We start from the raw sequence: 26,542 nt of genomic DNA, 5'->3' as shown, positions 1-26,542 counted from the left end.
GAGGGGTGGGAGTGGCGACACGAAGCATCGCCACCACCTGGGGAGAGCAACAAGTTCACGCGTGCTCGGCCTGCGGCTTTCCTTCCGGCCGCTTGCCCGCGATGATCATTCCCAGCACCTCGTCCTCGGTCACATCGGCGGTGCGGTAGGTGCCCACCAGCTTGCCGTTCTTCATCACCGCGAGGCGATCGCTCAGGCCGAACACATCGGGCATGTCGTGCGTGATCAGGAAGATGCCGACGCCATCCGCCTTGAGCTGCTTGACCAGCCCGCCGACCATCGCCGTCTCCTCCGGCCCGAGCGCCGCGCAAGGCTCGTCCATGATCAGGATGCGCGCATTGAAGTACAGCGCCCGCGAGATCGCCACCACCTGCCGCTGCCCGCCCGAGAGTCCTCGCACCGGCACGCGGATGTTGGTGAAGTTCTTGTTGAGCCGGTTGAACACCTTGCGCGCTGCACCTTCCATGAAGTGGTCGTCCAGCGTGCGCCACGGCGTGAGCTTCTCGCGGCCGAGGAACAGGTTCGACACCGAGTCCAGGTTGTCGGCCAGCGCCAGCGTCTGGTAGATGGTCTCGATGCCCTGCGCTTGCGCCTCGGAAGGCGTGCGGATGTGGACCTTCTCGCCCGCGATGATGGTGTCGCCCGAGTCGATCGGGTAGGCGCCCGCCAGCATCTTCATCAGCGTGGACTTGCCCGCGCCGTTGTGGCCCAGCAGCGCCACCACTTCGCCGGGATAGAGGTTGACGCTGACGTCGTCCACCGCATGCACGCCACCGAAGGCCTTGCGGATGTTCTTCAGCTGGACCAGCGGTTTTGATTTGTCGATCGTTGCCATTTCAGCGGTCTCCGAACTTCTTGCGATAGAGGACGTCGAAGACGACCGCGATGATGAGCACCTGCCCCACGATCACCATGCGCTTGCCGATCGCCACGTCCAGCAGCAGCATGCCGCTGTCGAGCGATTGCATGATCAGCGCGCCCAGCACCGAGCCGAAGATCGTGCCGCTGCCGCCCGCGAGCGCCGTGCCGCCGATGACGGCCGCCGCGATCACGTACAGCTCCATGCCCGTGCCCAGCGAGTTGGTGCCCGCATTGAGCCGCGCGATCGACACGATGGCCGCGATGGTCACCAGCACCGCCAGCAGCGCGAACAGCATCAGCGTGACGCGCTTGACCGGAATGCCCACCAGCTCCGCCGCATCCGGGTTGCCGCCCATCGCGAACACATAGCGCCCGAAGCGGGTGCGGTGCACGAGGAAGGACAGCACGATCGCCACCGTCGCCCAGATCAGCACCGGGATCGGGATGCCTTGCGCTTCCGTCTTCGACGAGATCTGGTAGTGGTTCATGGCCCAGGCAAAGGCAGCCAGCACCACGATCGGCACTGCAGTGAACATCAGGTCGATGGCGATCGGTTCGGTCGGCATCTCGTAGCGTTGCAGCGCCTTGCGCTTCTGGACCATGCGGAACAGCAGCACCAGCGCGACGATGCCCGTCAGCACCCAGGTCGCCGTGACGCCGATGCCGCCGTCGTAGCCGCCGCCCAGCGTCTGGAAGAACTCGTCGTTGACCGGCTGCGTCTTGCCGTCGGCCACCAGGAAGGCCGCGCCGCGGAAGGACATCAGGCCGCCCAGCGTGACGACGAAAGATGGCACGCCCAGCACCGCGGTGAGCCAGCCCTGGTAGATCGACACCAGCAGCGCCACCGCGAGGCCGGCCAGGCACGCGGTCGGCCACGACCAGCCCGAGGTGTATTGCAGGTAGGCGATCAGCACGCCCACGAAGCCCATCACCGAGCCGACCGACAGGTCGATGTGCCGGGCCACGATCACCAGCACCATCACCGTCGACACGATGCCCACCACCGCCGTCTGCTGCGCGATGTTGTAGAGGTTCTCCGGCGAGAGGAACACCCCGCCCGACAACACGTTGAAGACCACGCCCATCGCGATGAGCAGCATGCTCATGAGGATCAGCCGCAGGTCGACGCCGCTGCGGCGCCATATCGGCAAAGGTTTGTTCATTTGGATGACTCCCATCAAGAAGAGGATTGCGAGACCGGTGTCCGAAGCTGGACGTTGCGCAGACAGGGTGGGACCTTGTTGCGGTGCTTGCCCTCACCCCAACCCTCTCCCCGAGGGGAGAGGGAGTTGCACGCGAGGGCCCTGTGCAGCCAAATCGCGTGAAACACCGCGGAACCGGCTTTGCCGGGCCGCTGGTGTTGCCCCCTCGAGGGCCGAGGGCCGCGGCTCCAAGTCTGCCTGCGCAGACTTGGACGGCCCGCAGGAGCAGCCGCCTCTGGCGGCCGCCCGTTGCGCCGCAGGCGCTGCAGGCGTGGGTCTATTTACATGCGGCCGGGGCCTTGTCTCCGCTCACGCCCTTGCACAACTCGGCCTTCTTGATCCAGCCAGCCTTCACGATCACGTCGAGGTTGTCCTTGGTGATTGGCACCGGCGTCAGGAAGCGCGATTGCAGCGCGATCTTCTTTTCGCCCTTGTCCCAGCTGGTGGCCTTGTCGACAGGCTTGCCGGCGGCGAGCGCGAGGGCTGCGCCGGCAGCTTCCTTGCCCAGTTCGCGCGAATCCTTCCACACCGACACGGTCTGCGTGCCCAGCGCCACGCGGTTGAGCGCCGCGAAGTCCGCATCTTGGCCGGACACCGGGATGCCCTTGATGCCCTTGGCGGACAGCGCCGCGACCACGCCGCCAGCCGTGCCGTCGTTGGCAGCCACGACCGCATCGACCTTGCCGCCGGCCTTGGTCAGGATCTGCTCCATGTTCTTCTGCGCGACCTCGGGCTTCCAGCCTTCGGTGTACTCGTCGCCGACGATCTTGATGTCGCCCTTCTTCACCGCGGCGTCGACCACCTCTTGCGCACCGGCGCGCAGGAAGTTGGCGTTCGGGTCGGTCGGCGAGCCCTTGATGAACACGTAGTTGCCCTTGGGCGCGAGCTTGAACACTTCGCGAGCCTGCATGCGGCCCACCTCGACGTTGTCGAAGGTGATGTAGAACACGCCCGGCGCTTCGATCAGGCGGTCATAGGCGACGACCGGCACCTTCTGGCGCACGGCCTTGGTCACGGCCGGCAGGATCGCGTCCTTGTCCATGGCGAGCACGATCAGCGCCTTGGCGCCCTTGGCCATCAAGCCCTCGATGTCGCCCAACTGCTTCTCGGGCGAGCCGCCGGCATCCGCGCTGATGTACTTGGCGCCGTGCTTCTCCAGTTCGGCCTTGATCGCGGCCTCGTCGGTCTTCCAGCGCTCTTCCTGGAAGTTGGACCAGCTCACGCCGACCACGGTCTGGGCGCAGGCGCCAAAAGCAGCCAGGCCCAGGGCGACGGCTGTGAGAGTGCTCTTGAATTGCATGTGGAAGTCTCCGCTAGAGGAAGTTAGTAAGTCACCGCTCAATGATTAGTTCGGCTGACAAACTAACTATCCCATCGCCACGACTTTTTGCACATCAGGGTTAGCCCGAGGCTGGCGCGCTTTCGTGGGCACCGGGATCTTGACGTCGCATGACGGTTGCTTGGTGGCGCTGCCGCCAGCGCTGCAAGCTGCTACGGAAACCGCACCACTGGCCCACTCGCCTGCGTGCCCGGCGGCGCATAGGCCGGCGCCGCCACGCCCGCCGCACCCAGCGAACGCGTGTAGGCATAAATGGCCTTGAGGTCCGCATCGGTCATCGCGCGCACGTTGAACCACGGCATCGGCGGACGCGGCTCCATGTTGCGCGCATGGTGCAGCCATTGCTTCTCGCTCATGCCGGCCAGCAGCAAGCGCAGGTTGGTCGGGTAGGTCGTGCCCCAGGGTCCGGACCAACCGAGCGCATCGCCGGTGAGCCACAGTTTCTCGTCGACCTTGCCGTTCTGCGGCGCATAGCCCGGCGTGTGGCAGTCATTGCAGCCGGCCACCTGCACCAGATAGCGTCCGCGCTGCAACTGGCTCGCGGGCGCCTTGGACAGCGCGGCGGTTTCGGCCAGGGCGACCGTGCAAGCGCTCATGAGCAGCAGCGCGGCGATGGTTGGCATGTGCTTCTTGATCATGGTGACTTCTCCTGCTTGGGGGTTGGCAAAGCGGCATTGACCAGGGCGCGGATGGCCCAGCGGCGAACCTTGCGCGCCGCGGCGTCGTCCAGGCGCAGCACGTCCTTGAAGACGATCATGGATTCCGTGCCCATGACCAGCGCGAGCGCGTGCTGGAGGTTTCGCAGCCCGGCGGGGCTGAAGCGAGCACGCGCGGGGCCGAGCGCCGCCTCGATCAGCGGCGAGCGGCGGTTCTGGCGTGCGGGCAACTCGGGGTCGGCCTCCCCGCGCGCGCTGCGCGCCAGCGACTGCGCCAACATCATGCGCAAGGGCACTTCATTGGCCTGCGTCATGGCATGCAGCGCGTCATCGATGCGCTCCAGCCGCGCGATCGGGTTGCCCGGCGGTACGCCGGCCAGGATCTGGTCGGCCTGCGGCGTATCGATGTCGATCGAGGCCTCCAGGTACAGCGCCTCGACCTTCGGAAAGTAGCGGTAGGCCGTGGCGCGCGACACCATCGCCTGTGCCGAGACTTCCTCCAGCGTGGGCCGGCCGCCCTGGCGCATGAGTTCCGACGCGGCCCGCAGCAAGGCTTGGCGTGTGCGCTGCTTCTGCTGGTGCCGCAGGTCCGGCGGCGTCATGCGGCGACGGCCATTTCGTCCTGCGGCAATTGCTGCAGGATGGCGGCCATGTCGACCCACACGTTCTCGCGGCAGATCTGGCCCGTGGCGGAGAACTCGATGACGTGCAGCAGCCGGAAGCTCAGCGGCCGGCCGTGCCCCTCCAGTCCGAAGGGCCGCCCGGGCGCCTTGCCGCTCCACAGCGAGTCGTCGACCATGAAGTTGTCGCCGTACAGCCGGCGCAGCGACTTCGCATGGCCGTCCGTGAGGTCCGCAAACAGGGCTTCATAGAAGGGCCGCGCGGCCTCGCGTCCATGACTCGGGCCGGTGGGCCAGCCGACGATGTCGTGCTCGACGGCCGGCGCCAGCGTGGCCAGCACGCCGGCCACATCGTCATGCGCCTCGAAGCCGAAATGCTCGTCGAGCTTGCGGTCCATTTCCTCGGGGGTGAGCGACATGGGAATTCCTTTCGTGGTGGAAAGAGACTCCCTGCTCATGAGATACAAATCTCATGACAAGAATGTTAGATCGCGGACTCGGGTTTGCAAGTGAACTGGGTCACTCCGGCGGGGCGGCATTTTCAACCTTGCACCTTCCCGAACCACCGCTCGCGGATGCGCCGCGCGTCCGCCTGGCAATCCTTCACCTGCCGGGCCAGCCAACCGCGTGTCGGACGCAATCATCTCGGGCGGCGGCATCGGGCCATGCAGCAGGTGGCCGATGACGACACGGCCAATCGACACTACGATTTGCGGAACAGGTCAACGCGAGACAAGACGCCTTGATGACGCGCGGACGCGCGGACTTGCGACCGGCCTTGTCCAGCCTGGCCACAGTCCATTCACGACGTTTCAACGCGCCGATCCATGCGCATCCGGTAGGAGCCGCCATGTCACTTGTGACCTTCGACGTCGATGCGGACATCTGCATCATCACCATCAACCGTCCAGGGAAGCGCAACGCGGTCGACGGCCCCACGGCGCGCGCACTTCGCGATGCGTTCGAGCGCTTCGAGGCCGATCCGGCCCTTCGCGTCGCGATCCTGGCCGGCGCCGGCGACCACTTCTGCGCTGGCGCGGACCTCTCCGCAGTGGGCGACCCCGAGCTGCGCAACGAACTGGACCCGGAGGGCGGCGGCACGGGCCCGATGGGCCCCTCGCGCATGGCGCTGTCCAAGCCACTGGTCGCGGCCCTCAGCGGCTACGCCGTGGCCGGTGGATTGGAACTCGCCCTGCTGGCCGACCTGCGCGTTGCCGACCCGGGCACGGTGCTGGGCGTGTTCTGCCGGCGCTGGGGCGTGCCGCTGATCGACGGCGGCACGGTGCGCCTGCCGCGCATCATCGGCATGGCCCGCGCGCTCGACCTGATCCTCACGGGCCGTCCGGTGGCTGCGCCGGAAGCGCTGGCGATGGGCCTGGTCAATCGCATCAGCGCACCGGGCAGCGCGCTGGCCGATGCCAAGGCACTGGCCCGCGACATCGCCGCCTTTCCGCAGCAATGCATGTTGACGGACCGCCATTCGGCCTACGCGCAGTGGGACCTGCCGCTGGCGGAAGCGCTCCGGCAGGAAGGCGCGCTCGGCGTGCCGGTGGTGGCGGCAGAAGGCAAGGCCGGCGCCGAGCGATTCGCCAAGGGTGCGGGGCGCCACGGCACGTTCACCGGCAATTGACGAGGACCTTGCCCGTACCTGATCCGCCGCGGAGCGCTGCAACCCGAACCCGCGCACAGTGATCGCCTTCGGCGAGAAGTCGCTGACCCTCAACGGGCTCGAACGCCTGAGCAGCCAGCTGGCGCATGCGCTGCACGCCTCGGGCACCAAGCTGTCGGCAAGATCAACCGCCAAGTCCTTGCCCAGCGTTTGCCAACGATCCAGGCCCGTTGCGACTACTACGTTTGAGGGATGTCGAGGGTGCATCGATGCAAGCATCATGACGGTCGTTCAGCCAGGACGCCGCATGCACTGCTCGTCTGAAATTGGTGGCTGCACGGGACGGTTTGAGCGCCTGGAACATGCGCTGAGCTGACGATTCGACACTTGCCTGCGGCGCCCTCGACCGATGGCCTGCTCGCGCGGAACGAACAAGATAAAAAGGTGAAACGCGATGCCCGACACCATCCAGATCAAGCTTTCGGGACGCGAACTTCCGCCGCGCCTCCCCGCCCTGCTGACCAACACCGCGCGATCGGGCAGCGCTGAAGCCGACCCGTTCCTGCCGCCGGGGTACCTGACCCCCAAGTCGACCTTCGACGTCAGCTCCAGCGCGCGCAGCGCGCCCGACTCGACGGCTGAAATGCAACGCCCAGCGGCCGACTCCGATGTCGTCTGGCTCGAACTGGCCGACGGCAGCACCTTCATCACCAGCGCTGCCCGGCTGCGCGCGTCATTGGCATCGAGCCATCCCGAGCTCCTCGGGCCCAATGGCGAGATCCTCATCGACAAGCTGAGCGACGAAGGCGGCGACTCCCGCAACGTCTTCACGAAAGCCGCCGGCAGGTTGGTATCGAAGGTCTTCACCTTTGTGGTGGGAGGCGGCGCAGCCGACCCGATCGCCGACTCGGTCAAGGATGTGGCGCAGCTGGGCATCAGCTGGGCAGGCACAAAGGCCCTGATGTGGGCGATCGAACGCAAGCTCGGCCATGAGCCGGGCCTGTACCGCTGGGTCGGGTCCAACGGCAATGCGTCCGACTTCCTGCCCGAAGCGTTGACGGCCGCGGCGGATCCTGCCGAAGCGGCCAAGAAGCCCTTGCTGGTGTTCGTGCACGGAACCGCCTCCAGCACCCTGGGCAGCTTCGGCGACCTGCGCTCGACCGGACAGGATGTCTGGGCAGCGCTCGAAGCCCGCTTCGGCCAACGCATCTATGCCTTCGAGCACAAGACGCTGTCCGAGAGCCCGATCACCAACGCGTTGCAACTGGTCCGCGCCCTGCCCAAGGGCGCCCACGTCAACCTCGTTTCGCATTCACGCGGTGGCCTGGTGGCGGACTTGCTGTGCCTGACCGACTTCGACAAGCTGATCGACCGCTATCGGTTCGGCTTCGAAGGCATCGGCGATCCGGACGAAGATGCAACCCAACGCGTCATCAAGGAACTCGACACCGCACATGCCGAGCACCGCGCCGACCTGCAACTTCTCGCGAAGGAACTGCGCGAGAAGCAACTCGTGATCCAGCGCTACGTGCGCACCGCCAGTCCGGCGCACGGCACGCTGCTGGCGAGCGGCAACTTCGATCTGTTCCTGTCGGGCATCCTCACGTTGATCGGCCAGGTGCCTTTCCTCTTCGGCAGCCCGTACTACCTGGCGTTCAGGCGCGTCATCATCGACATCGCCAAGAACCGGACCGATCCGCACCTGGTGCCAGGCATCGAGGCCATGCTTCCCGATTCGCCGATGGCCTGGCTGCTGCGCGAATCCCCGGTACGGCCCGGCATCCAGATGGCCGTGATCGCCGGTGACATCCAGGGCGGCAACCTGCTCAAGCGCCTGGGCGTGCTGCTGACGGACTTCGTGTTTTTCGACAACGTCGACAACGACCTCGTCGTCGATACGCCGGCCATGCTCGCCGGCATCGCACCCAAGGCAGGCTCCCGCATCCTGTTCGATCGCGGCGCCGATGTGTCGCACTTTCGTTACTTCACCAACCATGACACGCGCGCCGCGCTGCGCGATTGGCTGACCGTCGAGAAGCCGGCTGAGCTCGGCGTCTTCCGGCCCCTGCCGGATCGCGCCGCGGACTTGCAGGCGCTGCAACGCTCGACGAGCCGCGATGCGCAGGCCGCAGACAGGCCGGTGGTGGTGGTACTGCCGGGCGTGATGGGCTCGCACCTGCGCGTCAACGGAGACGATCGCGTCTGGTTCGATCCGCTCGACATCGCGAAGGGTGGGCTCGAAAAGATCAGTTGGGGAAAGAGCAACGTCGAGGCCGAAGAGCTCTTCGGCATGTCCTACGGCCGGCTGTGCGACGAGTTGGCGAAGACCCACCGTGTCGAGACCTTCCCGTACGACTGGCGCCAGCCGCTGGACGTCCTGGCGGAGCGACTGGGCGAGTTCCTCGTGCGGCTCATGAAGGAGACCGACAAGCCGATTCGCCTGCTGGCGCACAGCATGGGCGGATTGGTGGTTCGCGCCTGCATCCACAAGCGTCGCTCGGTCATGGATGAGTTGATGGCACGCAACGGCGCCCGTTTCGTGATGCTCGGCACGCCCAATCAAGGCGCCCATTCGATGGTGGAGAACCTGCTGGGCAAGGGTTCGACGCTTCGCATGCTGGTGCGACTGGATCTTCAACACAGCATGCAGGAGGTGCTCGACATCGTCGCCGGCTTCCGCGGCGCGCTGCAACTGTTGCCGAAGAAAGGCTTCAAGGATACGTTCCAGGGGCAGGACGAAGGCGGCGGCACCTACGACTACGCCAGCGCCCAGACCTGGGTGGATTTCAACGGCAAGATTCGCGACCTGTGGTTCGGCAATGGGCGCTCGGGCAAGCCCGATCAACAGACACTCGACTCCGCCAGCTGGCTCTGGCGTGCCGATGGCGATGACAAGCCAAGGCTGCCGCCTGAATACGAGAAGAAGACCACCTATGTGTTCGGCGTCGCGCCCAACACACCCTGTGGCATCCGCGATGACAAGGGCCGCCTGCGCATGGTGGGCACGACCCGTGGCGACGGCACGGTCACCTGGGACTCGGGCCGGATCGATGGCATCGGCCAAACCTTCTACATGCCGGCCGAGCACGGCGACCTGGCGGCGACGAAGGAATATTTCCCGGCGCTGGTCGAATTGCTGGCGACCGGCACCAGCGGCCAGTTGCTCACGACCCCGCCCGCCACGCGCGACATCGCCCTGCCCAAGCCCTTGCTCTATGACGCCGGGCCGCCAACCATCAACGACCCCGATTCGATCGAGCGGACCTTGCTCGGCGGCTCGCAGCGCATGCGCGCCCTCCCCCGTGCGAAGCGCAGGCTCGAGGTGTCGGTGCGCGCGGGCGACCTGCGCTTTGTCTCGATGCCGATCATGGTCGGGCACTACGAGCAGGACCCGATCGTCGGGCCGGAGGGCTTGATCGACCGCGAACTGCTCGGAGGCGATCTCAGTGAACGCAAGAGCCTCGGGCTCTACGCGGGGCCGCGCGGCACCGCAACGGTGGTGCTGCGCTTGCCGAATGCCGTCGAGAGTGCGCGCGGGAGCATGCGTGGCGCCATCGTCACCGGCCTTGGCACCTACGATGTGCCACTGAATTCGCCGGACCTCACCGAGGCCGTGCGCATTGGCGTGTTGCGCTACTTGCTGCAGGTGGTTGACGTGCTTGGCAAGGAGCCGCGGGAAGTCTCGCTCGCCACGCTGCTCCTGGGCTACAACTCGACGGCCAACCTCAGCATCGGTGCATCGGTGGAGGCGCTGGTCCAGGGCGTGATCGACGCCAACATGCGCTTCCACCAGGCCACGCGCCTCAACATCCGGGTCGGCCGTCTGGAGATCATCGAGCTCTATCTCGACACGGCGATCACCGCGGTCTACGCCTTGCGCCAGATGAGTTCGTCGCTCGACGCGCATGCCGAGGCTTCCGGCACGGCGCTCGTGTGCCGCAGCGAATTGCGGCACGACGAGAGTGCGCGACAACGCCTTTTCGACGACCGCGCGATGAACTATTGGCCGCGCTTGATGGTCACCGATGCCGACCGCCGCGACGACCTGTGCCCACCGGAGTGCTTCACGCCCCCCTGCCCGCCGGACAACCGCAACGGCCCGCGCACAGACGACGATGGCGATGACGCGGACGGTGGAAGCAATTCGCGCGCGCCCATCGCTGAACGGCTGCGCTACATCTACATCGGGTCACGTGCCCGCGCTGAGTCGGTGATGCAGCAGCGCCAACCCGGCCTGATCGAGACCTTGATAAAGCGGCAGATCCACGAAACCCGCTATCAGGGTGACATCGGCCGGATGCTGTTCCAGTTGATGGTGCCGCACGACCTGAAGGACGCCGCCCGCCAACTCAGCCGCCTGGTGCTGGTAGTCGACAGCTACACCGCCAACCTGCCGTGGGAATTGCTGCTGGCCGACGACCCGACGGACCCCAGCGACGACCCGCGCCCGCTCGCGTTGCGGACCGCGGTGGTCCGCCAGTTCGCAACGTCGAAGTTCCGATACCAGGTGCGGCAGGCCATGAATCGCTGCGCGCTCGTGATCGGCAACCCGTCGGTGGAGGGCTTCGGTCGCGCATTTCCGGGGCCCCAGGGCGATCGGGCAGACCCGAAGCCGCTCGGCCAGGCGCAGGCTGAAGCCGAGGCCATCGCCCAGGTGTTGAACGGGCTGGGCTATACAGTGACGCCCTTGATCGGGTCGGGTACCGGTGCGGTCGAGGTTTTTGCGCAGCTGTATCACCAGCCCTACCGCATCCTGCACATCTCGGCGCACGGGGTGTTTGGCGTGCGCCATCGCGACGGCCGGTTGCGCAGCGGTGTCTTGCTGTCCGACGGCTTGCTCATTACCGCGGCCGAGATCGCAGCCATGGAATCGGTGCCCGAACTGGTTTTCCTCAACTGCTGTCACCTCGGCACCGTCGACCAATCCTATGGCGGAAACGCCAACAAGCTGGCCGCCAGCGTCGCACGCGAACTCATCGACATTGGCGTGCGCTGCGTCATCGTTGCCGGCTGGGCGGTCGATGATGCCAATGCGTCGGTCTTCGGGCAGACCTTCTACCAGGAGCTGCTGCGGCGCCGGCGCAGCTTCGGCGAAGCGGTGTTCACCGCTCGCAAGGCCGCCTGGCAGGCAGGCAACGGCGACATCACGTGGGGCGCTTTCCAGGCCTACGGCGAGCCTGGCTGGATGGCGGAACCAGGCGGCGATGGCCCGAGCGACACCGATGGCGATCCCACCTACGTTTCGCCCGACGAATTGCTCGACGCGCTCGCGCGCGTTCGGGCCTCCATCTCGCAAAAGCTCGAGCGGCAGACCGAGTCGGAACTCGCGCGCAGCGTCGAGCACGTACTGGAACTGCGCGACAAGCGTGCGATGCCCGCGTGGCTGGCCTTGCCCGAGGTGCAGTCCGCACTCGCGGCGACGTGGCGCCAACTCAACCAGCTGGAAAAGGCGCGCGAGTCCTACCTTGCAGCGATCCAGGCGGAGGGGGATCTGGGACGTGTTCCGGTGCGCGACATCGAGCAGCTCGCGAACGTGGAAGCGCTGCTGGGCGAACGCACCGCGAAGAGTGACGCGAGCGGCAAATCCGACGACGCCGGGTTCCGCCTCATCGACCACGCCATTGCACGCCTGACCCGCCTTGGCGAAATCGTCAGCGGCAAGGTCGATGGCGACGCGTCGACGGATGCCATCGATGGCAGCTCGGAACGCAACGCCATCCTGGGCAGCGCGTGGAAGCGCAAGGCCGGATTGTTGGCCCGGCAGCTCTTGTGCGGCGACCTTGGCACCGCCGCAGCCGCACGCGTCGGAACCCAGATGGACGAAGCGCTGAGGATGAGCGCAGCGGCCTATCAAAGAGCCGAGGGAAGCATCGCAGGGGGGCGCCTGAAGCCGTACCTCGCGCTGAATCACCTGGCGCTCGACCTGCTCACCCCCTGGGACACGCCAGCGCTGAAGGAGGCCGCGCTTGCGCTCGCCCGGCACTGCCGGCAGGCCGTCGCGCAAGAGTTCGCGGTCAGCCTGAGTGTCTGGGACGCGGCGATGCAGGCCGACGCGCTGCTGGTTGAAAAACTGATCGACGGCAGCTTTGCTGCAGCCGATGCTGTCGCGCGCCAGGTGGCATTGGATGAGGTCTTCAAGAGCTACACCGAATCGTTCTCGAACCTGACGGTCAAGCCCTCGGAACTCGAATCCATCGTCGCGCAGATCGAATTGCTCGCGCGGTTTTTCGCGGCCAGGGATGCGGCGCAGCATCAGGCAGTCCTGCGGCGCACTTCCAGGCAACTCGGCAAGCTGGTGGCGCTGTTGCAGCCAGCGCGCAGTCAGGAAAAACAGGGCAGCGACAGTGAGGGAGTCGACGAACCGGACGAAGAAGACCGCAATGGCGCGCCTGCGGAGCAGGCCGCGGTCGCGGTTGCTGCCTACGTTGCGGAAGTCCCGGTGCCGAGCGCTCCGATCCAGGCGCAACAAACCCCGGCAAAACGGAGCCCATCGGTAAAGGGCGCCAAGAAGGCACCGGCGAAGCAGCCCGCAGCAAAAAAGGCGGCTCCCGCAAGCCGGCGAGGCAAGGCGGGGAAACCGCCCAAGTCCTGAGGCCGGCAAGCCCCTCGCTTCGGGGCCGGCCCGATCAAGCCCCGAAGCCGCCGTCGATCGTCAGGCTCGCGCCCGTCACATAGCCACCATCCGGCCCGGCAAGGTAAGCCACCATGCCGGCGATGTCCGCAGCCTTGCCGAAGTGCGGGATCGCCATCAACGAGCGCAGGCCGTCCGCGTTCGGCCCGTCGGCCGGGTTCATGTCGGTGTCGACCGGGCCGGGCTGCACGTTGTTGACCGTGATGCCGCGCGGGCCGAGATCGCGCGACAGGCCCTTGACCAACCCGACCAATGCCGCCTTGCTCATCGCATAGGCGCTGCCGCCGGCAAAGGGCATGCGCTCGGCATTCGTGCTGCCGATGTTGATCACCCTGCCCCCCTGCGGCATGTGCGCCGTTGCGGCTTGGGTGGCGACGAACACGGCGCGCACATTGACGGCCAGCGTGCGGTCGAAGTCTGCCAGCGAGAACTGGTCGACCGTGCCGAGCGCCAGCACGCCGGCACTGTTGACCAGGATGTCGAGGCGACCGAATTCGGCGGCCACCTTGTCGATGCCTGCCGTGAGCGCAGCGGCATCGGCGCTGTCGATGCGCACGGCCTGGGCGCGACCGCCCGCGGCTTCGACGCTGCGCACCAGTTCGTCCGCCGGCGCTTGCGAGGCGGCATAGCTGAAGACGACGTTGGCGCCGTCAGCAGCCAGGCGACGCACGATGGCGGCGCCGATGCCGCGTGAACCGCCGGTGACGAAGGCGACCTTGCCAGCGAGCGGGAGGGTGTTGTTTGCGGAGGTGGTCATGAGGATCTTTCGAGGGAATGTGTTGAACAGGCCTCCAGTTTGGGGAGTTCCACCTGTTCCCGGTAGCCATCAAAAATCTCAATGACTTGCAACCACGGGTTGAAAATCGCCCCATGGAACCCCTCAGCCACCTCGAATCCTTCGTCCAGAGCGCCGAGGCCGGCAGCTTCTCCGCCGCCGCGCGACGTCTGGGCCTCACGCCGGCCGCCGTCAGCAAGAACGTCGCGCGGCTGGAGGGCAGCCTGGGCGTGCGACTGTTCCAGCGCAGCACGCGCCGCCTCGCGCTCACCGAAACCGGCGAAGGCTTCCTGCGCCAGGTGAGCGGCGGCCTCGCCACCTTGCAGGACGCGCTGGCCAGCGTGGCCACCGTCGGCGGCCAACCGGCCGGCACGCTCAAGGTCAGCATGGGCCAGGCCTTCGGTCGCGCCTACGTGGTGCCGCTGCTGGGCGACTTCCTCGCCCGCTACCCGGCCATCGTCCCTGACTGGCATTTCGACAACCGCCAGGTCGACCTGATCGGCGAGGGCTTCGACGCGGCCATCGGCGGCGGCATCGAGTTGTCGCCAGGGCTGGTGGCGCGCGAGCTGGCGCGCGTCGACGTGGTGGCAGTGGCCTCGCCGCGCTACATGGCGGGTCGGGCCGCGCCGCTGCATCCCTCGGAACTCGCGAGCTTCGACGGCATCGTGCGGCGCTCGTCACCGACCGGGCGCGTGCGCAGCTGGACCTTGCGCAACGCGGCCGGCGACGAAGGCGCGGCCGACCTGCGCGCCCGCATCGTGTTCAGCGACCCGGAGGCCATCGCGCAAGCCGTGCGGATGGACCTCGGCGTGGCGCTGTTGCCGATGCCCTTTGCCGCTGCCGGCCTGGCCAGCGGCGAGTTCGTGCGGCTGCTGCCCGGCTGGGCCGCCGACATGGGGCAGTTGTCGCTGTACTACCCGAGCAAGAAGCTGCTGCCGGCCAAGACGCGCGTGTTCGTCGATTTCGTGGTCGAGCGCTTTCGCGAGGGCGGCTTCGCGCCGCGGATGAAGGGCGACTGAGCGTCGACAGAGCCGTTTACCGGCCGTCGCCTGGCTTGGGTAACTACGAGCAACGGATCGATCGCTTCGCGCTTACAACGCGCGATGACCTCCCCGCAACCCACTTCCTTGAAAGCCGGCATGACCCTCCACTCCAAGCCGAATCGCCGCACCGCCCTGGCCGCGAGCGCAGCGGCCGCACTGCTGATGCTCACGGGCCCTGTTGCAGCACAAGACAAATGGCCCTCCAAGCCGGTGCGCATCGTCGTGCCCTTTGCGGCCGGCGGCACCACCGACATCCTGGCGCGTGCCGTGGCGCCCGAGTTGTCGAAGGCTTTCGGCCAGCAATTCATCGTCGACAACCGCGGCGGCGCCGGCGGCAACATCGGCGCCGAAGTCGTGGCCCATGCACCGCCCGATGGCTACACGCTGCTCATGGGCACCGTCGGCACGCACGGCATCAACCGCGCGCTCTACAGCAAGCTGCCCTATGACCCGATCAAGGACTTCGCGCCGATCACGCTGGTCGCCGCGGTGCCGAACGTGATGGAGATGAACGCCGACAAGGCCAAGGACATGGGCATCAAGAACGTGGCCGATTTCATCAAGTACGCCAAGAGCCATCCGGGCAAGCTCAACATGGCGTCCAGTGGCAGCGGCACGTCGATCCACCTGTCGGGCGAGTTGTTCAAGAGCATGTCGGGCAGCTTCATGACGCACATCCCGTACAAGGGCTCCGGCCCGGCATTGATGGACATGGTGGCCGGCAATGCCGACGTGATGTTCGACAACCTGCCTTCGTCGATGCAGCAGATCAAGTCGGGCAAGCTGCTCGCGCTGGCGGTGACGAGTTCAAAGCGCTCCGCCGCGCTGCCCGACGTGCCGACGATCGAGGAGGCCGGCGGCCCGGCGCTCAAGGGCTACGAGGCCAGCTCGTGGTTCGGTCTGCTCGCACCGGCCGGCACCCCGCCCGACATCGTCAACCGCATACAGCAGGAAGTTGCCAAGTCGTTGAACACCCCGGCGATCAAGGAAAAGATGCTCGCCCAAGGCGCCATCCCGAGCGGCAACACCCCGGCCGAATTCGCCAAGCTGATCGCGAGCGAGCACACCAAGTGGGCGAAGGTGGTGAAGGACTCCGGCGCGAAAGTGGATTAGAAGGTTTGAGCCCAGAAAAAGCAGTTGACCGCGCTCAAACTTTGGAAAAAGCAGCTATGGAGCCTGAAACTTCTGCCTTCGATCACGTTCGCCGCCAGGGTGAAAGCGCTATGCACCCGATTGCACCGCGCTCGACGCGCCATGCGGCGTTGCTCGGCCTTGCGGGCATGAGCCCGCCGCGTTCTCGCGCCTTGCCTGGCACGCCGATCACGGCGCACTCGGGCGCATCCAACTGCTTGTTCTAGGCTGAGTCTTTCGGCTGCGGCCACCCGTCTCGCGCTCGGTGACCACCGGACTGGCGTACGGATCCGGTCCGCGGGCCGGGCCTTCCGGCTGGCGCATTCGCCACGACATCTTCACGCTTTCGGATGACCCGTCTGGATGGAAACGGCACCGGCACTTTATTGCAAAGTAGACATATGCCGACAGCGTGAACCTCGGCCTTGACGCAGAGTCGAAGGTTGATCGTGTGAGGAGTGGGTTCATGACGACCGCTTGCGGTATCTGCGGAAAACTCAATCGGAAGAATGCCAGGTTCTGCGTCGGCTGCGCCGCGCGGCTTGGCATCGAGCCGGTGGGCCATTCCATTCCCGGGCCGGCGTTTGCGGATTCGCGGCGCGACGCGAGCTTCGACGCGACGCGCACAGGACATTCCCGGTCGATGCCCTTGCGCGCTTCGGCGCCAGCGCGCGAGCCGGCCATGTTCTGGCTGCGTGCCGGGATCGCCGGCCTGGTGCTCCTGATCGGCTTCGTGGGGTGGTGCATGTACGTGCTGACCTCGCACAAGGCGGTGGCGCCGCTGCAGGCCGGCACCAACGCGTCGGTTCCGGCCGTGCAGGCTGAATCTCCATCCGATCCGGCGGCGACTGCGGTTGCGCCTGTCACCCCTGCGCCGCTGGCACCGTCGACACTGGCAGGGTCTGCAGCACCGGCATCGTCGAACCGCGCCCCAACCGCCGCGCCCCTTGCCCCCATCGCGAAGCCCTACGCAGCAACGGGCACGGAAGCTGACGCGTCCATCGCCGCAACACCGTCCTCTGCCGCCAACTCAGCGCCCATTCGATCCACGGCCACGCCGGGCGCCACGCCACGCAACTACGCACGCGAGCGCAACCGCCGCCAGGAGTCACCGGACACCGAGACCAGCAGCCTGCCCTCCAACTACAGTTGGGTCGAGCCTGCACGCCAGCCGGCGAACACCTTGAACCCGGGCTACGTCGATGCGGGCCCGCCCGTGGTCCCTGGCCCCGGCCCGCGCTACGCCTCGTCGATCCCCTCGCCGGTGGGCGTCTCGCCCAATTACGAGAGCACGGCCCCCATGCGCGGCCCCGACGCAGGACCACCGATCGTGCCTGGGCCCGGACCCCGCTACGACTTTTCAAGCCCGGGCGCTATTCCAAGGTAAATCAAGGCCGGGCGATCTTCATTCGGGAAGCACCCCGGAACCGGCGCTGCCGGGCCGCCGGTGTCAGCCCCGGCGGGGGTGAGAGTTGCGCAGCGGCGAGTTGGCGGCGCTTATTTAGCCGCCCAGATCACATCCTTGCCGTCGGCCTGCGAGTCTTTCAGCATGTGAATGATCGGTGCCGCGCGCTGGTGCAGCCCGATGTGCTGCCGCTCCGCCTCTTCCGCATGCCCCTCGACCGCGAGCGAATCGTGGTTGTGCCTGTTGGCGCCCTCCGTGCGCACGGCGGCCTCCAGCGCAGCGAGCGCCGCCGGAATCTGCTCGACCGTGATGATGCCGCTCGCACCGCCGGATTTGCCCATGATCTCGAGCAACTGGCGGGCATTGGCTTCAAGCATCACGACATCCTGGGTCGCTTGTGATTTGAATTTGTAAAGCATCTGGTCTCTCAACGGTAAATGTGGTCGCGGACGAAAGGGTACGCTGAATGTGCGCCGGGCATCAAGCCCGTATCTTTTTTGCCGTCCGGCTTGATGGCCAGGATCTGGTGCAGCGAGATCCAGCCCTGTTCGAAACTCATGGCCGATCCGGCCAGGTAAAGACGATAGGCTCGCAGGATACGCTCGGCGCGTTCGCGGCTGCCGGCGGACCGCTGCAGCACTGCCAATGCCGCGTCCAGCTTGCTTTCGAGGCCGTCCGACCAGTTCCACAGCGTGCGCGCGTAATGCGGCCGCAGGTTCTCCGTGTCGACCATCTCCAACCCCGCCACGGCCATCTCGCGCAGCACATGCGTCACGTGCAACAGTTCACCGCCGGGGAAGATGTATTTCTCGATGAAGTCGCCCATGCCGTTGCCGAGTTGGTCCTGGTCGAGCCGTCCCGACGTGATGCCGTGGTTCATCGCCATGCCGCCGGGCACCAGCAGTTCGTTGATGCGGGCGAAGTAGCCCGGCATATTGGCGGCGCCCACGTGCTCGAACATGCCGACGGACGCGATGCGATCGAACGGCTTGTCGGTGGTCAGCTCCCGGTAGTCGCGCAATTCCACGCGCACGCGCCCACCCAATCCCTTGGCGTCGATGAGCCGCTGCACATACGCGTGCTGGTTCTTCGACAGCGTGATGCCGGTCGCATCCACGCCGTAGTGCTCGGCCGCCCAAAGCAGCAGCGCGCCCCAGCCTGAGCCGATGTCCAGGAAGCGCTGGCCGGGCGCCAGCATCAGCTTGCGGCAGATGTGGTCGAGCTTGGCCTCCTGCGCCTGCGCCAACGTCATTCCGGGCGCCTTGAAGTACGCGCAGGAATACACCCGGCGCGGGTCCAGCCACAGCGCGTAGAAGTCGTCCGACACGTCGTAGTGGAATTCGACCTGCGCCGCATCCTTGTCCAGTGAATGCGCGCCGCGGGACTTGGCCCGCCGCAGTAGCCGCCCCCACCAGCCCGTGTTGGTTTCCACCGGGTTGCCCGGTAGCAGGCCGACGGCCACATCGGTCAGGTCGCGCATCGCGCCCTCGATCTGGACCCTGCCCTCGACGTACAACTCGCCGAGCGCACCGATCTGGCTGGCCGCGAGCTTGGCCAGCCCCGACCAGTCCGAAAAGGCCAGCGTCACGCGCGACCCCGGTTTTGCAACGCGCCGTCCATCCGGCAATTCCAGTGCGATGGGCACGGCCAGCGTGTCCAGGCGCGACTCGATCTTCGGTATCAAGCTTTGCATGCGAAAGATTCTTGCGACCCGTCAACCGATCCTAAATCGATCGCACCCGAACACGCTGTAGTCCATTGACATCTGATTGTTTAGGCTTAAACTATTCGACCATGAATTGCCCAAAGCTGCCCTCTCCCGCCCTCCGCCGCGTGTTGTGCATCGGGGGTGGCCCCGCCGGCCTGTACTTCGCGCTGCTGATGAAAGCGCGCTGGCCCGACCTGGCCGTCACCGTCGTCGAGCGCAACCGTCCCTTCGACACCTTCGGCTGGGGCGTGGTGCTCAGCGACCAGACGCTTGGCAACCTGGCCGCGGCCGATGCGCCCACCGCCGCCCTCATCGGCGACGCCTTCAACCACTGGGACGACATCGAGGTCTTCTTCAAGGGCCGCAGCGTGCGCTCCGGAGGGCACGGCTTCTGCGGCATTGGCCGCAAGCGCCTGCTCAACATCCTGCAGGAGCGCTGCCTCGAACTCGGCGTCGAACTGGTGTTCGAATGCGACGCCACCGACGATCAGGCCTTGGCCGCCCAATACGACGCCGACCTCGTGATCGCCAGCGACGGCCTCAACAGCCGAATCCGCACGCGCTACGCCGACGTGTTCCAGCCCGACATCGACACGCGCCAGTGCCGCTTCGTCTGGCTCGGCACAAAAAAGCGCTTCGACGCCTTCACCTTCGCCTTCGAAAAGACCGAACACGGCTGGTTCCAGGCCCATGCCTACCAGTTCGACGCCGACACCTCCACCTTCATCGTCGAGACGCCGGAGGAAGTCTGGAAGGCCCACGGCCTCGACCAGATGGAGCAACCCGAGGCCATCGCCTTCTGCGAAAAGCTCTTCGCGCCCTACCTGGACGGCAACGCGCTGATCAGCAACGCCACCCACCTGCGCGGCTCGGCCAACTGGATCCGCTTCCCGCGCGTGGTCTGCGGGCACTGGACGCATCGCGTGGACGTCGGCGGCAAGACCGTGCCGGTCGTGCTCATGGGCGACGCCGCGCACACCGCCCACTTCTCGATCGGCTCCGGCACCAAGCTGGCGCTGGAAGACGCAATCGACCTGGCCAACACCTTCGTCGAGCATGGCGACGTCGAGCAGGTGCTCGAAGCCTACGAAGGCCGCCGCAGCGTCGAGGTGCTGAAGATCCAGAACGCCGCGCGCAACTCGACCGAATGGTTCGAGAACGTCACGCGCTACAGCGGCATGCAGATCGAGCAGTTCGCCTATTCGCTGCTGACCCGCTCGCAACGCATCAGCCACGAGAACCTGCGCCTGCGCGATGCCAAGTGGCTCGGCGGCTACGAAGAATGGCTGGCCGGCGGCAAACGCGTGCCGCCGATGCTGATGCCGCTGACCGTGCGCGGCCTCACGCTGAAGAACCGCATCATCGTCTCGCCCATGGCCACCTACAGCGCGGTCGACGGCGTGCCGCAGGACTTCCACCTGGTGCACCTGGGCGCACGCGCGCTCGGCGGCGCGGCGATGGTGATGGTCGAGATGACCAGCCCAACCCCCGAAGGCCGCATCACCCCCGCCTGCACCGGCCTCTACAACGACACGCAACAGGCGGCCTTCAAGCGCATCGTCGACTTCGTGCATGCGCAGAGCAGCGCGCGCATCGGCATGCAGCTGGGTCACAGCGGGCCCAAGGGCTCGACCCAGGTCGGCTGGGAAGGCACCGACGAGCCGCTGCCCACCGGCAACTGGCCGCTGCTGTCGGCCAGCGCACTGGCCTACGGCGAACAGAACCAATTGCCCGCCGAAATGAGCCGCGCCGACATGGACCTCATGCGCGACCAGTTCGTCGCCTCCACCCGCCGCGCTGCGGAATGCGGCTTCGACTGGCTCGAACTGCACTGCGCGCACGGCTACCTGCTGGCGTCTTTCATCAGCCCGCTGACCAACCTGCGCACGGACGAGTACGGCGGCGGCATCGACGCGCGCTGCCGCTACCCGCTCGAAGTGTTCAAGGCCATGCGCGCCGTCTGGCCGGCCGACAAGCCGATGAGCGTGCGCATCTCCGCCCACGACTGGGCGCCCGGCGGCAACACCGGCGACGACGCCATCGAAGTCGCGCGCCTGCTCAAGGCCGCAGGCGCCGACTTTATCGACGTGTCTTCCGGCCAGACCACCCGTGCCGCCAAGCCCGTCTACGGCCGCATGTACCAGACCCCCTTCGCCGACCGCATCCGCAACGAGGTCGGCATCTCGACCATCGCCGTCGGCGCCATCACCGACGCCGACCAGGCCAACAGCATCATCGCCGCCGGCCGCGCCGACCTCTGCGCCGTCGCCCGCCCGCACCTGGCCGACCCCGCGTGGACGCTGCACGAAGCCGCCAAGCTGGAAAGCCGCGCGGTCGACTGGCCGAAGCAATACCTCAGCGGTCGCGACCAGATGTACCGCGAGATGGCCAAGCAGAAAGAGATGGCTGCGGCCACGCAAGCGCAGGCCGCCAAGCCTTTGCCAGTGGAGTGACCATGGACCTCGAAGCCCGCGCCCACAGCGAACACCCCGACGAACTGCGCCTCTGGCTGCGCCTCTTGACCTGCACGCAGCTCATCGAGAAGCAGGTGCGCAACAGCCTGCGCGAGCAGTTCACCACCACCCTGCCGCGCTTCGACCTCATGTCGCAACTCGAGCGCGCGCCCGAGGGCCTGAAGATGAACGAGCTCTCGCGCCGAATGATGGTGACCGGCGGCAACGTCACCGGCATCACCGACCAGCTCGTGACCGAAGGCCTGGTCGAGCGGGTGGACGTCGCCAACGACCGCCGCGCCTGGCGCGTGCGCCTCACGCCGCGCGGACGCAAGCTCTTCAACGACATGGCGCAAAAGCACGAAGCCTGGATCGTCGACGCCTTCGCCGGCCTCAACTCGAAAGAGATCGCGCAGTTGCACAAGCTGCTCGGCAAGGTCAAGCAAACCACACCCACCACGGAAATCGCATGAAGCACTACATCGGCGCCGGCAACCCCATGCACGCGCAGTTCGAACCCAAGGCGTCGTATTCGGCCAGGCACTTCGCCTGGTCGTTCACCGAAGGCATCGGCACCATCACGCTGAACCGCCCCGAACGCAAGAACCCGCTCACCTTCGACTCGTATGCCGAACTGCGCGACCTGTTCCGCGCCCTCAACTACGCCACCGACGTGAAGGTCATCGTCATCACCGGCGCCGGCGGCAACTTCTGCTCCGGCGGCGACGTGCACGAGATCATCGGCCCGCTCACGAAGATGGAGATGCCCGCGCTGCTGGAATTCACGCGCATGACCGGCGACCTGGTCAAGGCGATCCGCGCCTGCCCGCAGCCCATCATCGGCGCGATCGACGGCATCTGCGCCGGCGCCGGCGCGATGATTGCGCTGGCTTGCGACATCCGCTACGGCACGCCCGCCACCAAGACCGCCTTCCTGTTCACCCGCGTCGGGCTGGCCGGCGCCGACATGGGCGCCTGCGCCCTGCTGCCGCGCATGATCGGCCAGGGCCGCGCGTCCGAACTGCTGTTCAGCGGCCGCGCCATGACCGCGACCGAAGGCCACGCCTGGGGCTTCTTCAACGCGCTGCACGAAAGCGACGCCCTGCTGGACGCGGCCACCGCAATGGCACGCGACCTGGCCGCCGGCCCCACCTTCGCGCACGGCATGACCAAGACCATGCTGTCCCAGGAATGGTCGATGACCATCGACCAGGCCATCGAGGCCGAAGCGCAGGCCCAGGCGATCTGCATGCAGACCGAGGACTTCAAGCGCGCCTACGAAGCCTTCGCGAACAAGCGCAAGCCGGCGTTCCAAGGGGACTGATCAGGATGAACACACCACCACCCGCTCCCCCATCGACCGCGCACCTCGCGCTGCCCTTCTTCGACGACGCGCATCGCGCCCTCGCGCGAGGCCTGCTGCCCTGGGCCGCTGCACAGGACGTCGACGAAAGCGACGACCGCGCCGCCTGCCGCGACTGGGTGCGCCGCCTCGGCGAAGGCGGCTGGCTGCGTTACTGCGTGCCGGCCGCATCCGGTGGCGCACTGGAGCGACTCGATTCGCGCGCCCTTGTCCTGCTGCGCGAGACCCTCGCCTACCACTCGCCCCTGGCCGACTTCGCGTTCGCCATGCAGGGCCTCGGCAGCGGCGCGATCACGCTGGCCGGCAGCCCCGAGCAGCAAGCCGCATACCTGCCCGCAGTCGCCAACGGCAGCAAGATCGCCGCCTTCGCCCTGAGCGAGCCCAACGCAGGCTCCGACGTCGGCGCGATGGCCATGCGCGCCGACGCCACGCCCGACGGCTGGAAGCTCGACGGCACCAAGACCTGGATCAGCAACGGCGGCATCGCCGACTTCTACTGCACCTTCGCCAAGACCGACCCGACCGGCGGCACGCGCGGCATCACTGCCTTCATCGTCGATGCGACGAGCCCCGGTCTCGACACGTCGGGCCACATCCACGTGATGGCGCCACACCCCTTGGCCACGCTGAAGTTCAACGACTGCAACGTGCCCCGCACCGCGCAACTCGGCGACCTCCACGGCGGCTTCAAGCTCGCCATGCGCACCCTCGACATCTTCCGCGCCTCCGTCGCCGCAGCCGCCCTCGGCATGGCCCGCCGCGCATTGGCCGAGGCCGTTGCCCACGCCCAGCGCCGCCAGATGTTCGGCCATTCGCTCGGCGAGTTCCAGCTCACGCAAGCCAAGCTCGGCGACATGGCCGCGCTCGTTGACGCCGCCGCCCTGCTCACCTACCGCGCGGCCTGGATGCGCGACGAATCCGAGCGCACCGGCCAGAAGCCTTCCGGCGACCTCACCACCGCCGCCGCCATGGCCAAGATGACCGCCACCGAGAACGCCCAGCGCGTCATCGACATGGCGCTGCAGCTGCACGGCGGCCTCGGCGTGCAAGTCGGCACCAAGGTCGAAAGCCTCTACCGCGACATCCGCTCGCTGCGCATCTACGAGGGCGCAACCGAGGTCCAGCAACTCATCATCGGCAAGTCCGTGCTGAAGCACGCGTGAGCGCGCGCACGGCACAAAGGTGACGCAATGACCGCACAGATCGACCGCTTCGTCCACGACCGGCTGCCGCCGCCAGACCAACTCCCGATCTTCCGCTACGACCTGCCGGAACTGCAGTTGCCCGACCAGTTGAACCTGGTCGAGGAGCTGCTCGACAAGGCCCCGGCCAAGGGCTTCGCCGACAACCCCATGCTGCGCTCCCCCACGCGCACCCTGACGTACGCCGAGGCGGCCGTCGAGGTCAATCGCATCGCCCAGGTCCTGACCGAGGACCTGAACCTCGTCCCCGGCAACCGCGTGCTGCTGCGCGGGGGCAACTCGATCCAGATGGCCTTGTCCTGGCTCGCCGTCGTCAAGGCCGGCCTGATCGCCGTCGCGACCATGCCGCTGCTGCGCGCCAGGGAACTCGGCGACATCATCGACAAGTCGCAACCCGTGGCCGCCCTCTGCGACGGCAAGCTGCTGGCCGAACTGGAGGCCGCACGTGCGGACCATCCGGTGCTGAAGACGATCATCGCCTTCAACCAGCCCGACCAGCCCACCTCCCTCGAGGCACGCGCCGCGTCGAAGTCCGGCCGCTTCAAGGCCTGTCCCACCGCCGCGGACGACATCGCCCTGCTCGCCTTTACCTCCGGCACCACCGGCAAGCCCAAGGCGCCCATCTCCACCCACCGCGACGTACTCGCCATGTGCGAGACCTGGCCGCGCCACGTGCTGCGTGCACGCCCCACCGACATCGTCCTCGGCTCACCGCCGCTGGCCTTCACGTTTGGCCTCGGCGGCCTGCTGATCTTCCCGATGTGGGCAGGCGCCTCGGTCTTCTTCCCCGATGGCAGCTACACGCCCGAGGGCATGGTCAAGCTGATCAACGATTCCGGCGCCACCATCACCTACACCGCGCCCACCTTCTACCGCCAGGTCGCCCCCTTCGCCAAGAAGATCGGCGTGCCCAGCCTGCGCATCAGCGTGAGCGCCGGCGAAGCGCTGCCCGATGCCACGCGCCAACTCTGGAAGGAAGCGACTGGCATCGAGATGCTCGACGGCATCGGCGGCACCGAGGTCTTCCATATCTACATCTCCGCTGCGCCCGAAGAAGTCCGCCGCGGCGCCATCGGCAAGGCCGTGCCCGGCTTCACCGCCAAGGTGGTCGACGATGAAGGCAAGGAACTGCCGCGCGGCACGGTCGGCAAGCTCGCGATCATCGGCCCCGTCGGTTGCCGCTACCTGGATGACTCCCGCCAGGCCGCCTACGTGAAGAACGGCTGGAACTATCCCGGCGATGCGTTCACGGAAGACGAGGACGGCTACTTCTTCTACCAGTCCCGCGCCGACGACATGATCGTCACGGCCGGCTATAACGTCGGCGGCCCCGAGGTCGAAGACGCGCTGCTGCAGCACCCAGCGGTGGCCGAATGCGGCGTGATCGGCAAGCCAGACGATGAGCGCGGCATGATCGTCAAGGCCTTCTGCGTCCTCAAGCCCGGCAATGCCGGCGACGACGCCTTGGTGAAGACTTTGCAAGACCACGTGAAGGCGACCATCGCCCCCTACAAATATCCGCGCGAAATCACTTTCGTCGACGCCTTGCCGCGCACCGAGACCGGCAAGCTGCAACGTTTCAAACTGAGGAGTCTTTGATGAGCATGATGCAATTCCTGCAACCCGCCGGCTGGCTGCCCCCCAAGGGCTATGCCAACGGGATCGCCGCACGCGGCACGCAAGTGTTCGTGGGCGGCCAGATCGGCTGGGATGGGCAACAGCAGTTCGTCTCCGATGACTTCATCGAACAAACCGGCCAGGCGCTGCGCAACATCGTCGAGGTCCTGCGCGAAGCCGGTGCCGGACCCGAGCACATGGTCCGCATGACCTGGTACATCACCGACCGCGACGAATACAACGCCCGCCTGCGTGAGCTCGGCCCGGTCTACCGTGAAGCGATGGGTCGTAACTTCCCTGCGATGACCTGCGTGCAGGTCGCTGCGCTGGTGGAGAAGCGCGCGAAGGTGGAGATTGAAGTCACCGCCGTCGTGCCGGACTGACGGCCGTCGTGCGAGAGCCGGCGGCCGTCGCGCAAGGCGGTCGGCGGGAGTTCGGTGCGCGTCAAGGTAGTTGTCGCCTCGTTCATGCAGCCAGGGGCTGTATGTTTGGCTCCCTCGCGTGTGTCTGAGCGATGCAGTCACGTTCGGGGTTGAGGGTCACAGCGCCGACGGGCGTCCAGTCGCGAGTAGTCCCGGACCAGCGCGCCGGGTTGAGTGCGCGGGCACGGGTGTACAACTCGTGGCGAGCAGCGAGGATGGCCTGGTCTTCACCGTCGTGGCGCTGCGCAGGGCTGACGTAGCGAATGCCGCTGTGTCGATGGTCCTGGTTGTACCAACGCACGAAGCCGGCCGCCCAGGAGCGCGCGTGGTCCAGGCGGCGAAGCCCTTGACGGGGAACTCAGGGCGGTACTTGGCCGTGCGGAACAACGATTCCGCATAGGCGTTGTCGTCGCTCACGCGAGGCCTCGAATACGACGGCTTCACGCCCAGCCAATTGAGCATCGCCAGCACTGTCGTGGCCTTCAACGTGGAGCCGTTGTCGCCA

21 protein-coding genes and 1 pseudogene are annotated in these 26,542 nt (G+C 66.8%); 12 read left to right on the top strand and 10 right to left on the bottom strand.

Annotation, left to right across the window (positions count from 1 at the left end; genetic code table 11):
* Window positions 1–55: 55 nt before the first annotated feature.
* From WKW82_RS09340 to WKW82_RS09315, 6 genes are all read right to left on the bottom strand, one after another.
* Window positions 56–835, bottom strand: a complete 780-nt coding sequence (locus WKW82_RS09340; RefSeq protein WP_340342007.1) for an ATP-binding cassette domain-containing protein — start codon at window positions 833–835, stop codon at window positions 56–58.
* A gap of 1 nt (window position 836) precedes the next feature.
* Window positions 837–2,024, bottom strand: a complete 1,188-nt coding sequence (locus tag WKW82_RS09335) for a sugar ABC transporter permease (RefSeq protein ID WP_340342006.1) — start codon at window positions 2,022–2,024, stop codon at window positions 837–839.
* A 316-nt stretch (window positions 2,025–2,340) separates the two neighbouring features.
* Window positions 2,341–3,363 (bottom strand): D-xylose ABC transporter substrate-binding protein, encoded by a 1,023-nt coding sequence (gene xylF, locus WKW82_RS09330; RefSeq protein WP_340342005.1) that lies wholly within the window; start codon window positions 3,361–3,363, stop codon window positions 2,341–2,343.
* 191 nt (window positions 3,364–3,554) lie between these two features.
* On the bottom strand, window positions 3,555–4,040 hold the full coding sequence (locus WKW82_RS09325) for a c-type cytochrome (RefSeq protein ID WP_340342004.1): 486 nt from the start codon (window positions 4,038–4,040) through the stop codon (window positions 3,555–3,557).
* A complete protein-coding gene (locus WKW82_RS09320; RefSeq protein ID WP_340342003.1) occupies window positions 4,037–4,660 on the bottom strand; it encodes a TetR/AcrR family transcriptional regulator in 624 nt (207 codons plus the stop codon). The genes WKW82_RS09325 and WKW82_RS09320 overlap by 4 nt, the downstream gene beginning before the upstream one ends.
* Entirely contained in the window at window positions 4,657–5,097 is a 441-nt protein-coding gene (locus WKW82_RS09315; RefSeq protein ID WP_340342002.1) for an ester cyclase, read from the bottom strand. Before WKW82_RS09315 ends, WKW82_RS09320 begins: the two co-directional genes overlap by 4 nt.
* A gap of 431 nt (window positions 5,098–5,528) precedes the next feature.
* On the opposite strand from WKW82_RS09315, the gene WKW82_RS09310 reads away from it, so the two are divergent.
* The 3 genes from WKW82_RS09310 to WKW82_RS09300 all read left to right on the top strand — a co-directional run bounded on the left by WKW82_RS09310 (window position 5,529) and on the right by WKW82_RS09300 (window position 12,879).
* Window positions 5,529–6,308 (top strand): crotonase/enoyl-CoA hydratase family protein, encoded by a 780-nt coding sequence (locus tag WKW82_RS09310; protein ID WP_340342001.1) that lies wholly within the window; start codon window positions 5,529–5,531, stop codon window positions 6,306–6,308.
* 58 nt (window positions 6,309–6,366) lie between these two features.
* Window positions 6,367–6,663: a hypothetical protein gene (locus WKW82_RS09305; protein WP_340342000.1), complete on the top strand. Its 297-nt coding sequence runs from the start codon at window positions 6,367–6,369 to the stop codon at window positions 6,661–6,663.
* A 78-nt stretch (window positions 6,664–6,741) separates the two neighbouring features.
* Window positions 6,742–12,879: a CHAT domain-containing protein gene (locus tag WKW82_RS09300; protein ID WP_340341999.1), complete on the top strand. Its 6,138-nt coding sequence runs from the start codon at window positions 6,742–6,744 to the stop codon at window positions 12,877–12,879.
* Window positions 12,880–12,913: 34 nt separating this feature from the next.
* Here WKW82_RS09300 and WKW82_RS09295 read toward each other — a convergent pair whose 3' ends face one another.
* Entirely contained in the window at window positions 12,914–13,675 is a 762-nt protein-coding gene (locus WKW82_RS09295; RefSeq protein WP_340341998.1) for an SDR family oxidoreductase, read from the bottom strand.
* Between the two features lie 113 nt (window positions 13,676–13,788).
* On the opposite strand from WKW82_RS09295, the gene WKW82_RS09290 reads away from it, so the two are divergent.
* The 3 genes from WKW82_RS09290 (at window position 13,789) to WKW82_RS09280 (ending at window position 17,254) form a co-directional block, all read left to right on the top strand.
* On the top strand, window positions 13,789–14,712 hold the full coding sequence (locus WKW82_RS09290) for a LysR family transcriptional regulator (protein WP_340341997.1): 924 nt from the start codon (window positions 13,789–13,791) through the stop codon (window positions 14,710–14,712).
* Between the two features lie 120 nt (window positions 14,713–14,832).
* Window positions 14,833–15,849, top strand: a complete 1,017-nt coding sequence (locus tag WKW82_RS09285; RefSeq protein WP_340341996.1) for a Bug family tripartite tricarboxylate transporter substrate binding protein — start codon at window positions 14,833–14,835, stop codon at window positions 15,847–15,849.
* A gap of 484 nt (window positions 15,850–16,333) precedes the next feature.
* Window positions 16,334–17,254 (top strand): hypothetical protein, encoded by a 921-nt coding sequence (locus tag WKW82_RS09280; RefSeq protein WP_340341995.1) that lies wholly within the window; start codon window positions 16,334–16,336, stop codon window positions 17,252–17,254.
* 110 nt (window positions 17,255–17,364) lie between these two features.
* Here WKW82_RS09280 and WKW82_RS09275 read toward each other — a convergent pair whose 3' ends face one another.
* Together WKW82_RS09275 and WKW82_RS09270 are read right to left on the bottom strand one after the other, a co-directional pair.
* Entirely contained in the window at window positions 17,365–17,691 is a 327-nt protein-coding gene (locus tag WKW82_RS09275; RefSeq protein WP_340342417.1) for a DUF1840 domain-containing protein, read from the bottom strand.
* A gap of 8 nt (window positions 17,692–17,699) precedes the next feature.
* The gene (locus WKW82_RS09270) at window positions 17,700–18,965 is read right to left on the bottom strand and encodes a class I SAM-dependent methyltransferase (protein WP_340341994.1); all 1,266 of its coding nucleotides are present in this window, start codon (window positions 18,963–18,965) and stop codon (window positions 17,700–17,702) included.
* Window positions 18,966–19,066: 101 nt separating this feature from the next.
* Here WKW82_RS09270 and WKW82_RS09265 point away from each other — a divergent pair, with 101 nt between their 5' ends.
* From WKW82_RS09265 to WKW82_RS09240, 6 genes are read left to right on the top strand one after another with little or no spacing between them, the layout of a single operon-like run.
* Window positions 19,067–21,433 carry a bifunctional salicylyl-CoA 5-hydroxylase/oxidoreductase gene (locus tag WKW82_RS09265; protein ID WP_340341993.1) on the top strand — a complete coding sequence of 789 codons (2,367 nt, stop codon included), beginning with the start codon at window positions 19,067–19,069 and terminating at the stop codon, window positions 21,431–21,433.
* A 2-nt stretch (window positions 21,434–21,435) separates the two neighbouring features.
* Window positions 21,436–21,906 carry a MarR family winged helix-turn-helix transcriptional regulator gene (locus tag WKW82_RS09260; RefSeq protein ID WP_340341992.1) on the top strand — a complete coding sequence of 157 codons (471 nt, stop codon included), beginning with the start codon at window positions 21,436–21,438 and terminating at the stop codon, window positions 21,904–21,906.
* A complete protein-coding gene (locus WKW82_RS09255; RefSeq protein WP_340341991.1) occupies window positions 21,903–22,757 on the top strand; it encodes an enoyl-CoA hydratase family protein in 855 nt (284 codons plus the stop codon). The genes WKW82_RS09260 and WKW82_RS09255 overlap by 4 nt, the downstream gene beginning before the upstream one ends.
* A gap of 5 nt (window positions 22,758–22,762) precedes the next feature.
* The gene (locus WKW82_RS09250) at window positions 22,763–23,959 is read left to right on the top strand and encodes an acyl-CoA dehydrogenase family protein (protein WP_340341990.1); all 1,197 of its coding nucleotides are present in this window, start codon (window positions 22,763–22,765) and stop codon (window positions 23,957–23,959) included.
* A 27-nt stretch (window positions 23,960–23,986) separates the two neighbouring features.
* Window positions 23,987–25,597 carry an AMP-binding protein gene (locus WKW82_RS09245; protein WP_340341989.1) on the top strand — a complete coding sequence of 537 codons (1,611 nt, stop codon included), beginning with the start codon at window positions 23,987–23,989 and terminating at the stop codon, window positions 25,595–25,597.
* Between the two features lie 5 nt (window positions 25,598–25,602).
* A complete protein-coding gene (locus WKW82_RS09240; RefSeq protein WP_340342416.1) occupies window positions 25,603–25,998 on the top strand; it encodes a RidA family protein in 396 nt (131 codons plus the stop codon).
* An 82-nt stretch (window positions 25,999–26,080) separates the two neighbouring features.
* Here WKW82_RS09240 and WKW82_RS09235 read toward each other — a convergent pair.
* Window positions 26,081–26,542: pseudogene (locus WKW82_RS09235) on the bottom strand (integrase core domain-containing protein); the annotation flags it as partial.

Origin of the sequence: Variovorax rhizosphaerae (assembly GCF_037889975.1) — a bacterium.
GTDB classification, from domain to species: Bacteria; Pseudomonadota; Gammaproteobacteria; order Burkholderiales; family Burkholderiaceae_C; genus Variovorax; species Variovorax rhizosphaerae.
This window is presented reverse-complemented; position numbering and strand designations above follow the sequence as displayed.

Bases quoted from the DNA above. Each gene is read 5' to 3' on its own strand.
- xylF (WP_340342005.1), bottom strand. From the start codon at position 3,363: ATGCAATTCAAGAGCACTCTCACAGCCGTCGCCCTGGGCCTGGCTGCT.
- WKW82_RS09285 (WP_340341996.1), top strand. From the start codon at position 14,833: ATGACCCTCCACTCCAAGCCGAATCGCCGCACCGCCCTGGCCGCGAGC.
- WKW82_RS09260 (WP_340341992.1), top strand. From the start codon at position 21,436: ATGGACCTCGAAGCCCGCGCCCACAGCGAACACCCCGACGAACTGCGC.
- WKW82_RS09245 (WP_340341989.1), top strand. From the start codon at position 23,987: ATGACCGCACAGATCGACCGCTTCGTCCACGACCGGCTGCCGCCGCCA.
- WKW82_RS09240 (WP_340342416.1), top strand. From the start codon at position 25,603: ATGATGCAATTCCTGCAACCCGCCGGCTGGCTGCCCCCCAAGGGCTAT.
- WKW82_RS09340 (WP_340342007.1), bottom strand. From the start codon at position 835: ATGGCAACGATCGACAAATCAAAACCGCTGGTCCAGCTGAAGAACATC.
- WKW82_RS09335 (WP_340342006.1), bottom strand. From the start codon at position 2,024: ATGAACAAACCTTTGCCGATATGGCGCCGCAGCGGCGTCGACCTGCGG.
- WKW82_RS09315 (WP_340342002.1), bottom strand. From the start codon at position 5,097: ATGTCGCTCACCCCCGAGGAAATGGACCGCAAGCTCGACGAGCATTTC.
- WKW82_RS09255 (WP_340341991.1), top strand. From the start codon at position 21,903: ATGAAGCACTACATCGGCGCCGGCAACCCCATGCACGCGCAGTTCGAA.
- WKW82_RS09325 (WP_340342004.1), bottom strand. From the start codon at position 4,040: ATGATCAAGAAGCACATGCCAACCATCGCCGCGCTGCTGCTCATGAGC.
- WKW82_RS09290 (WP_340341997.1), top strand. From the start codon at position 13,789: ATGGAACCCCTCAGCCACCTCGAATCCTTCGTCCAGAGCGCCGAGGCC.
- WKW82_RS09310 (WP_340342001.1), top strand. From the start codon at position 5,529: ATGTCACTTGTGACCTTCGACGTCGATGCGGACATCTGCATCATCACC.
- WKW82_RS09300 (WP_340341999.1), top strand. From the start codon at position 6,742: ATGCCCGACACCATCCAGATCAAGCTTTCGGGACGCGAACTTCCGCCG.
- WKW82_RS09320 (WP_340342003.1), bottom strand. From the start codon at position 4,660: ATGACGCCGCCGGACCTGCGGCACCAGCAGAAGCAGCGCACACGCCAA.
- WKW82_RS09295 (WP_340341998.1), bottom strand. From the start codon at position 13,675: ATGACCACCTCCGCAAACAACACCCTCCCGCTCGCTGGCAAGGTCGCC.
- WKW82_RS09265 (WP_340341993.1), top strand. From the start codon at position 19,067: ATGAATTGCCCAAAGCTGCCCTCTCCCGCCCTCCGCCGCGTGTTGTGC.
- WKW82_RS09270 (WP_340341994.1), bottom strand. From the start codon at position 18,965: ATGCAAAGCTTGATACCGAAGATCGAGTCGCGCCTGGACACGCTGGCC.
- WKW82_RS09280 (WP_340341995.1), top strand. From the start codon at position 16,334: ATGACGACCGCTTGCGGTATCTGCGGAAAACTCAATCGGAAGAATGCC.
- WKW82_RS09275 (WP_340342417.1), bottom strand. From the start codon at position 17,691: ATGCTTTACAAATTCAAATCACAAGCGACCCAGGATGTCGTGATGCTT.
- WKW82_RS09250 (WP_340341990.1), top strand. From the start codon at position 22,763: ATGAACACACCACCACCCGCTCCCCCATCGACCGCGCACCTCGCGCTG.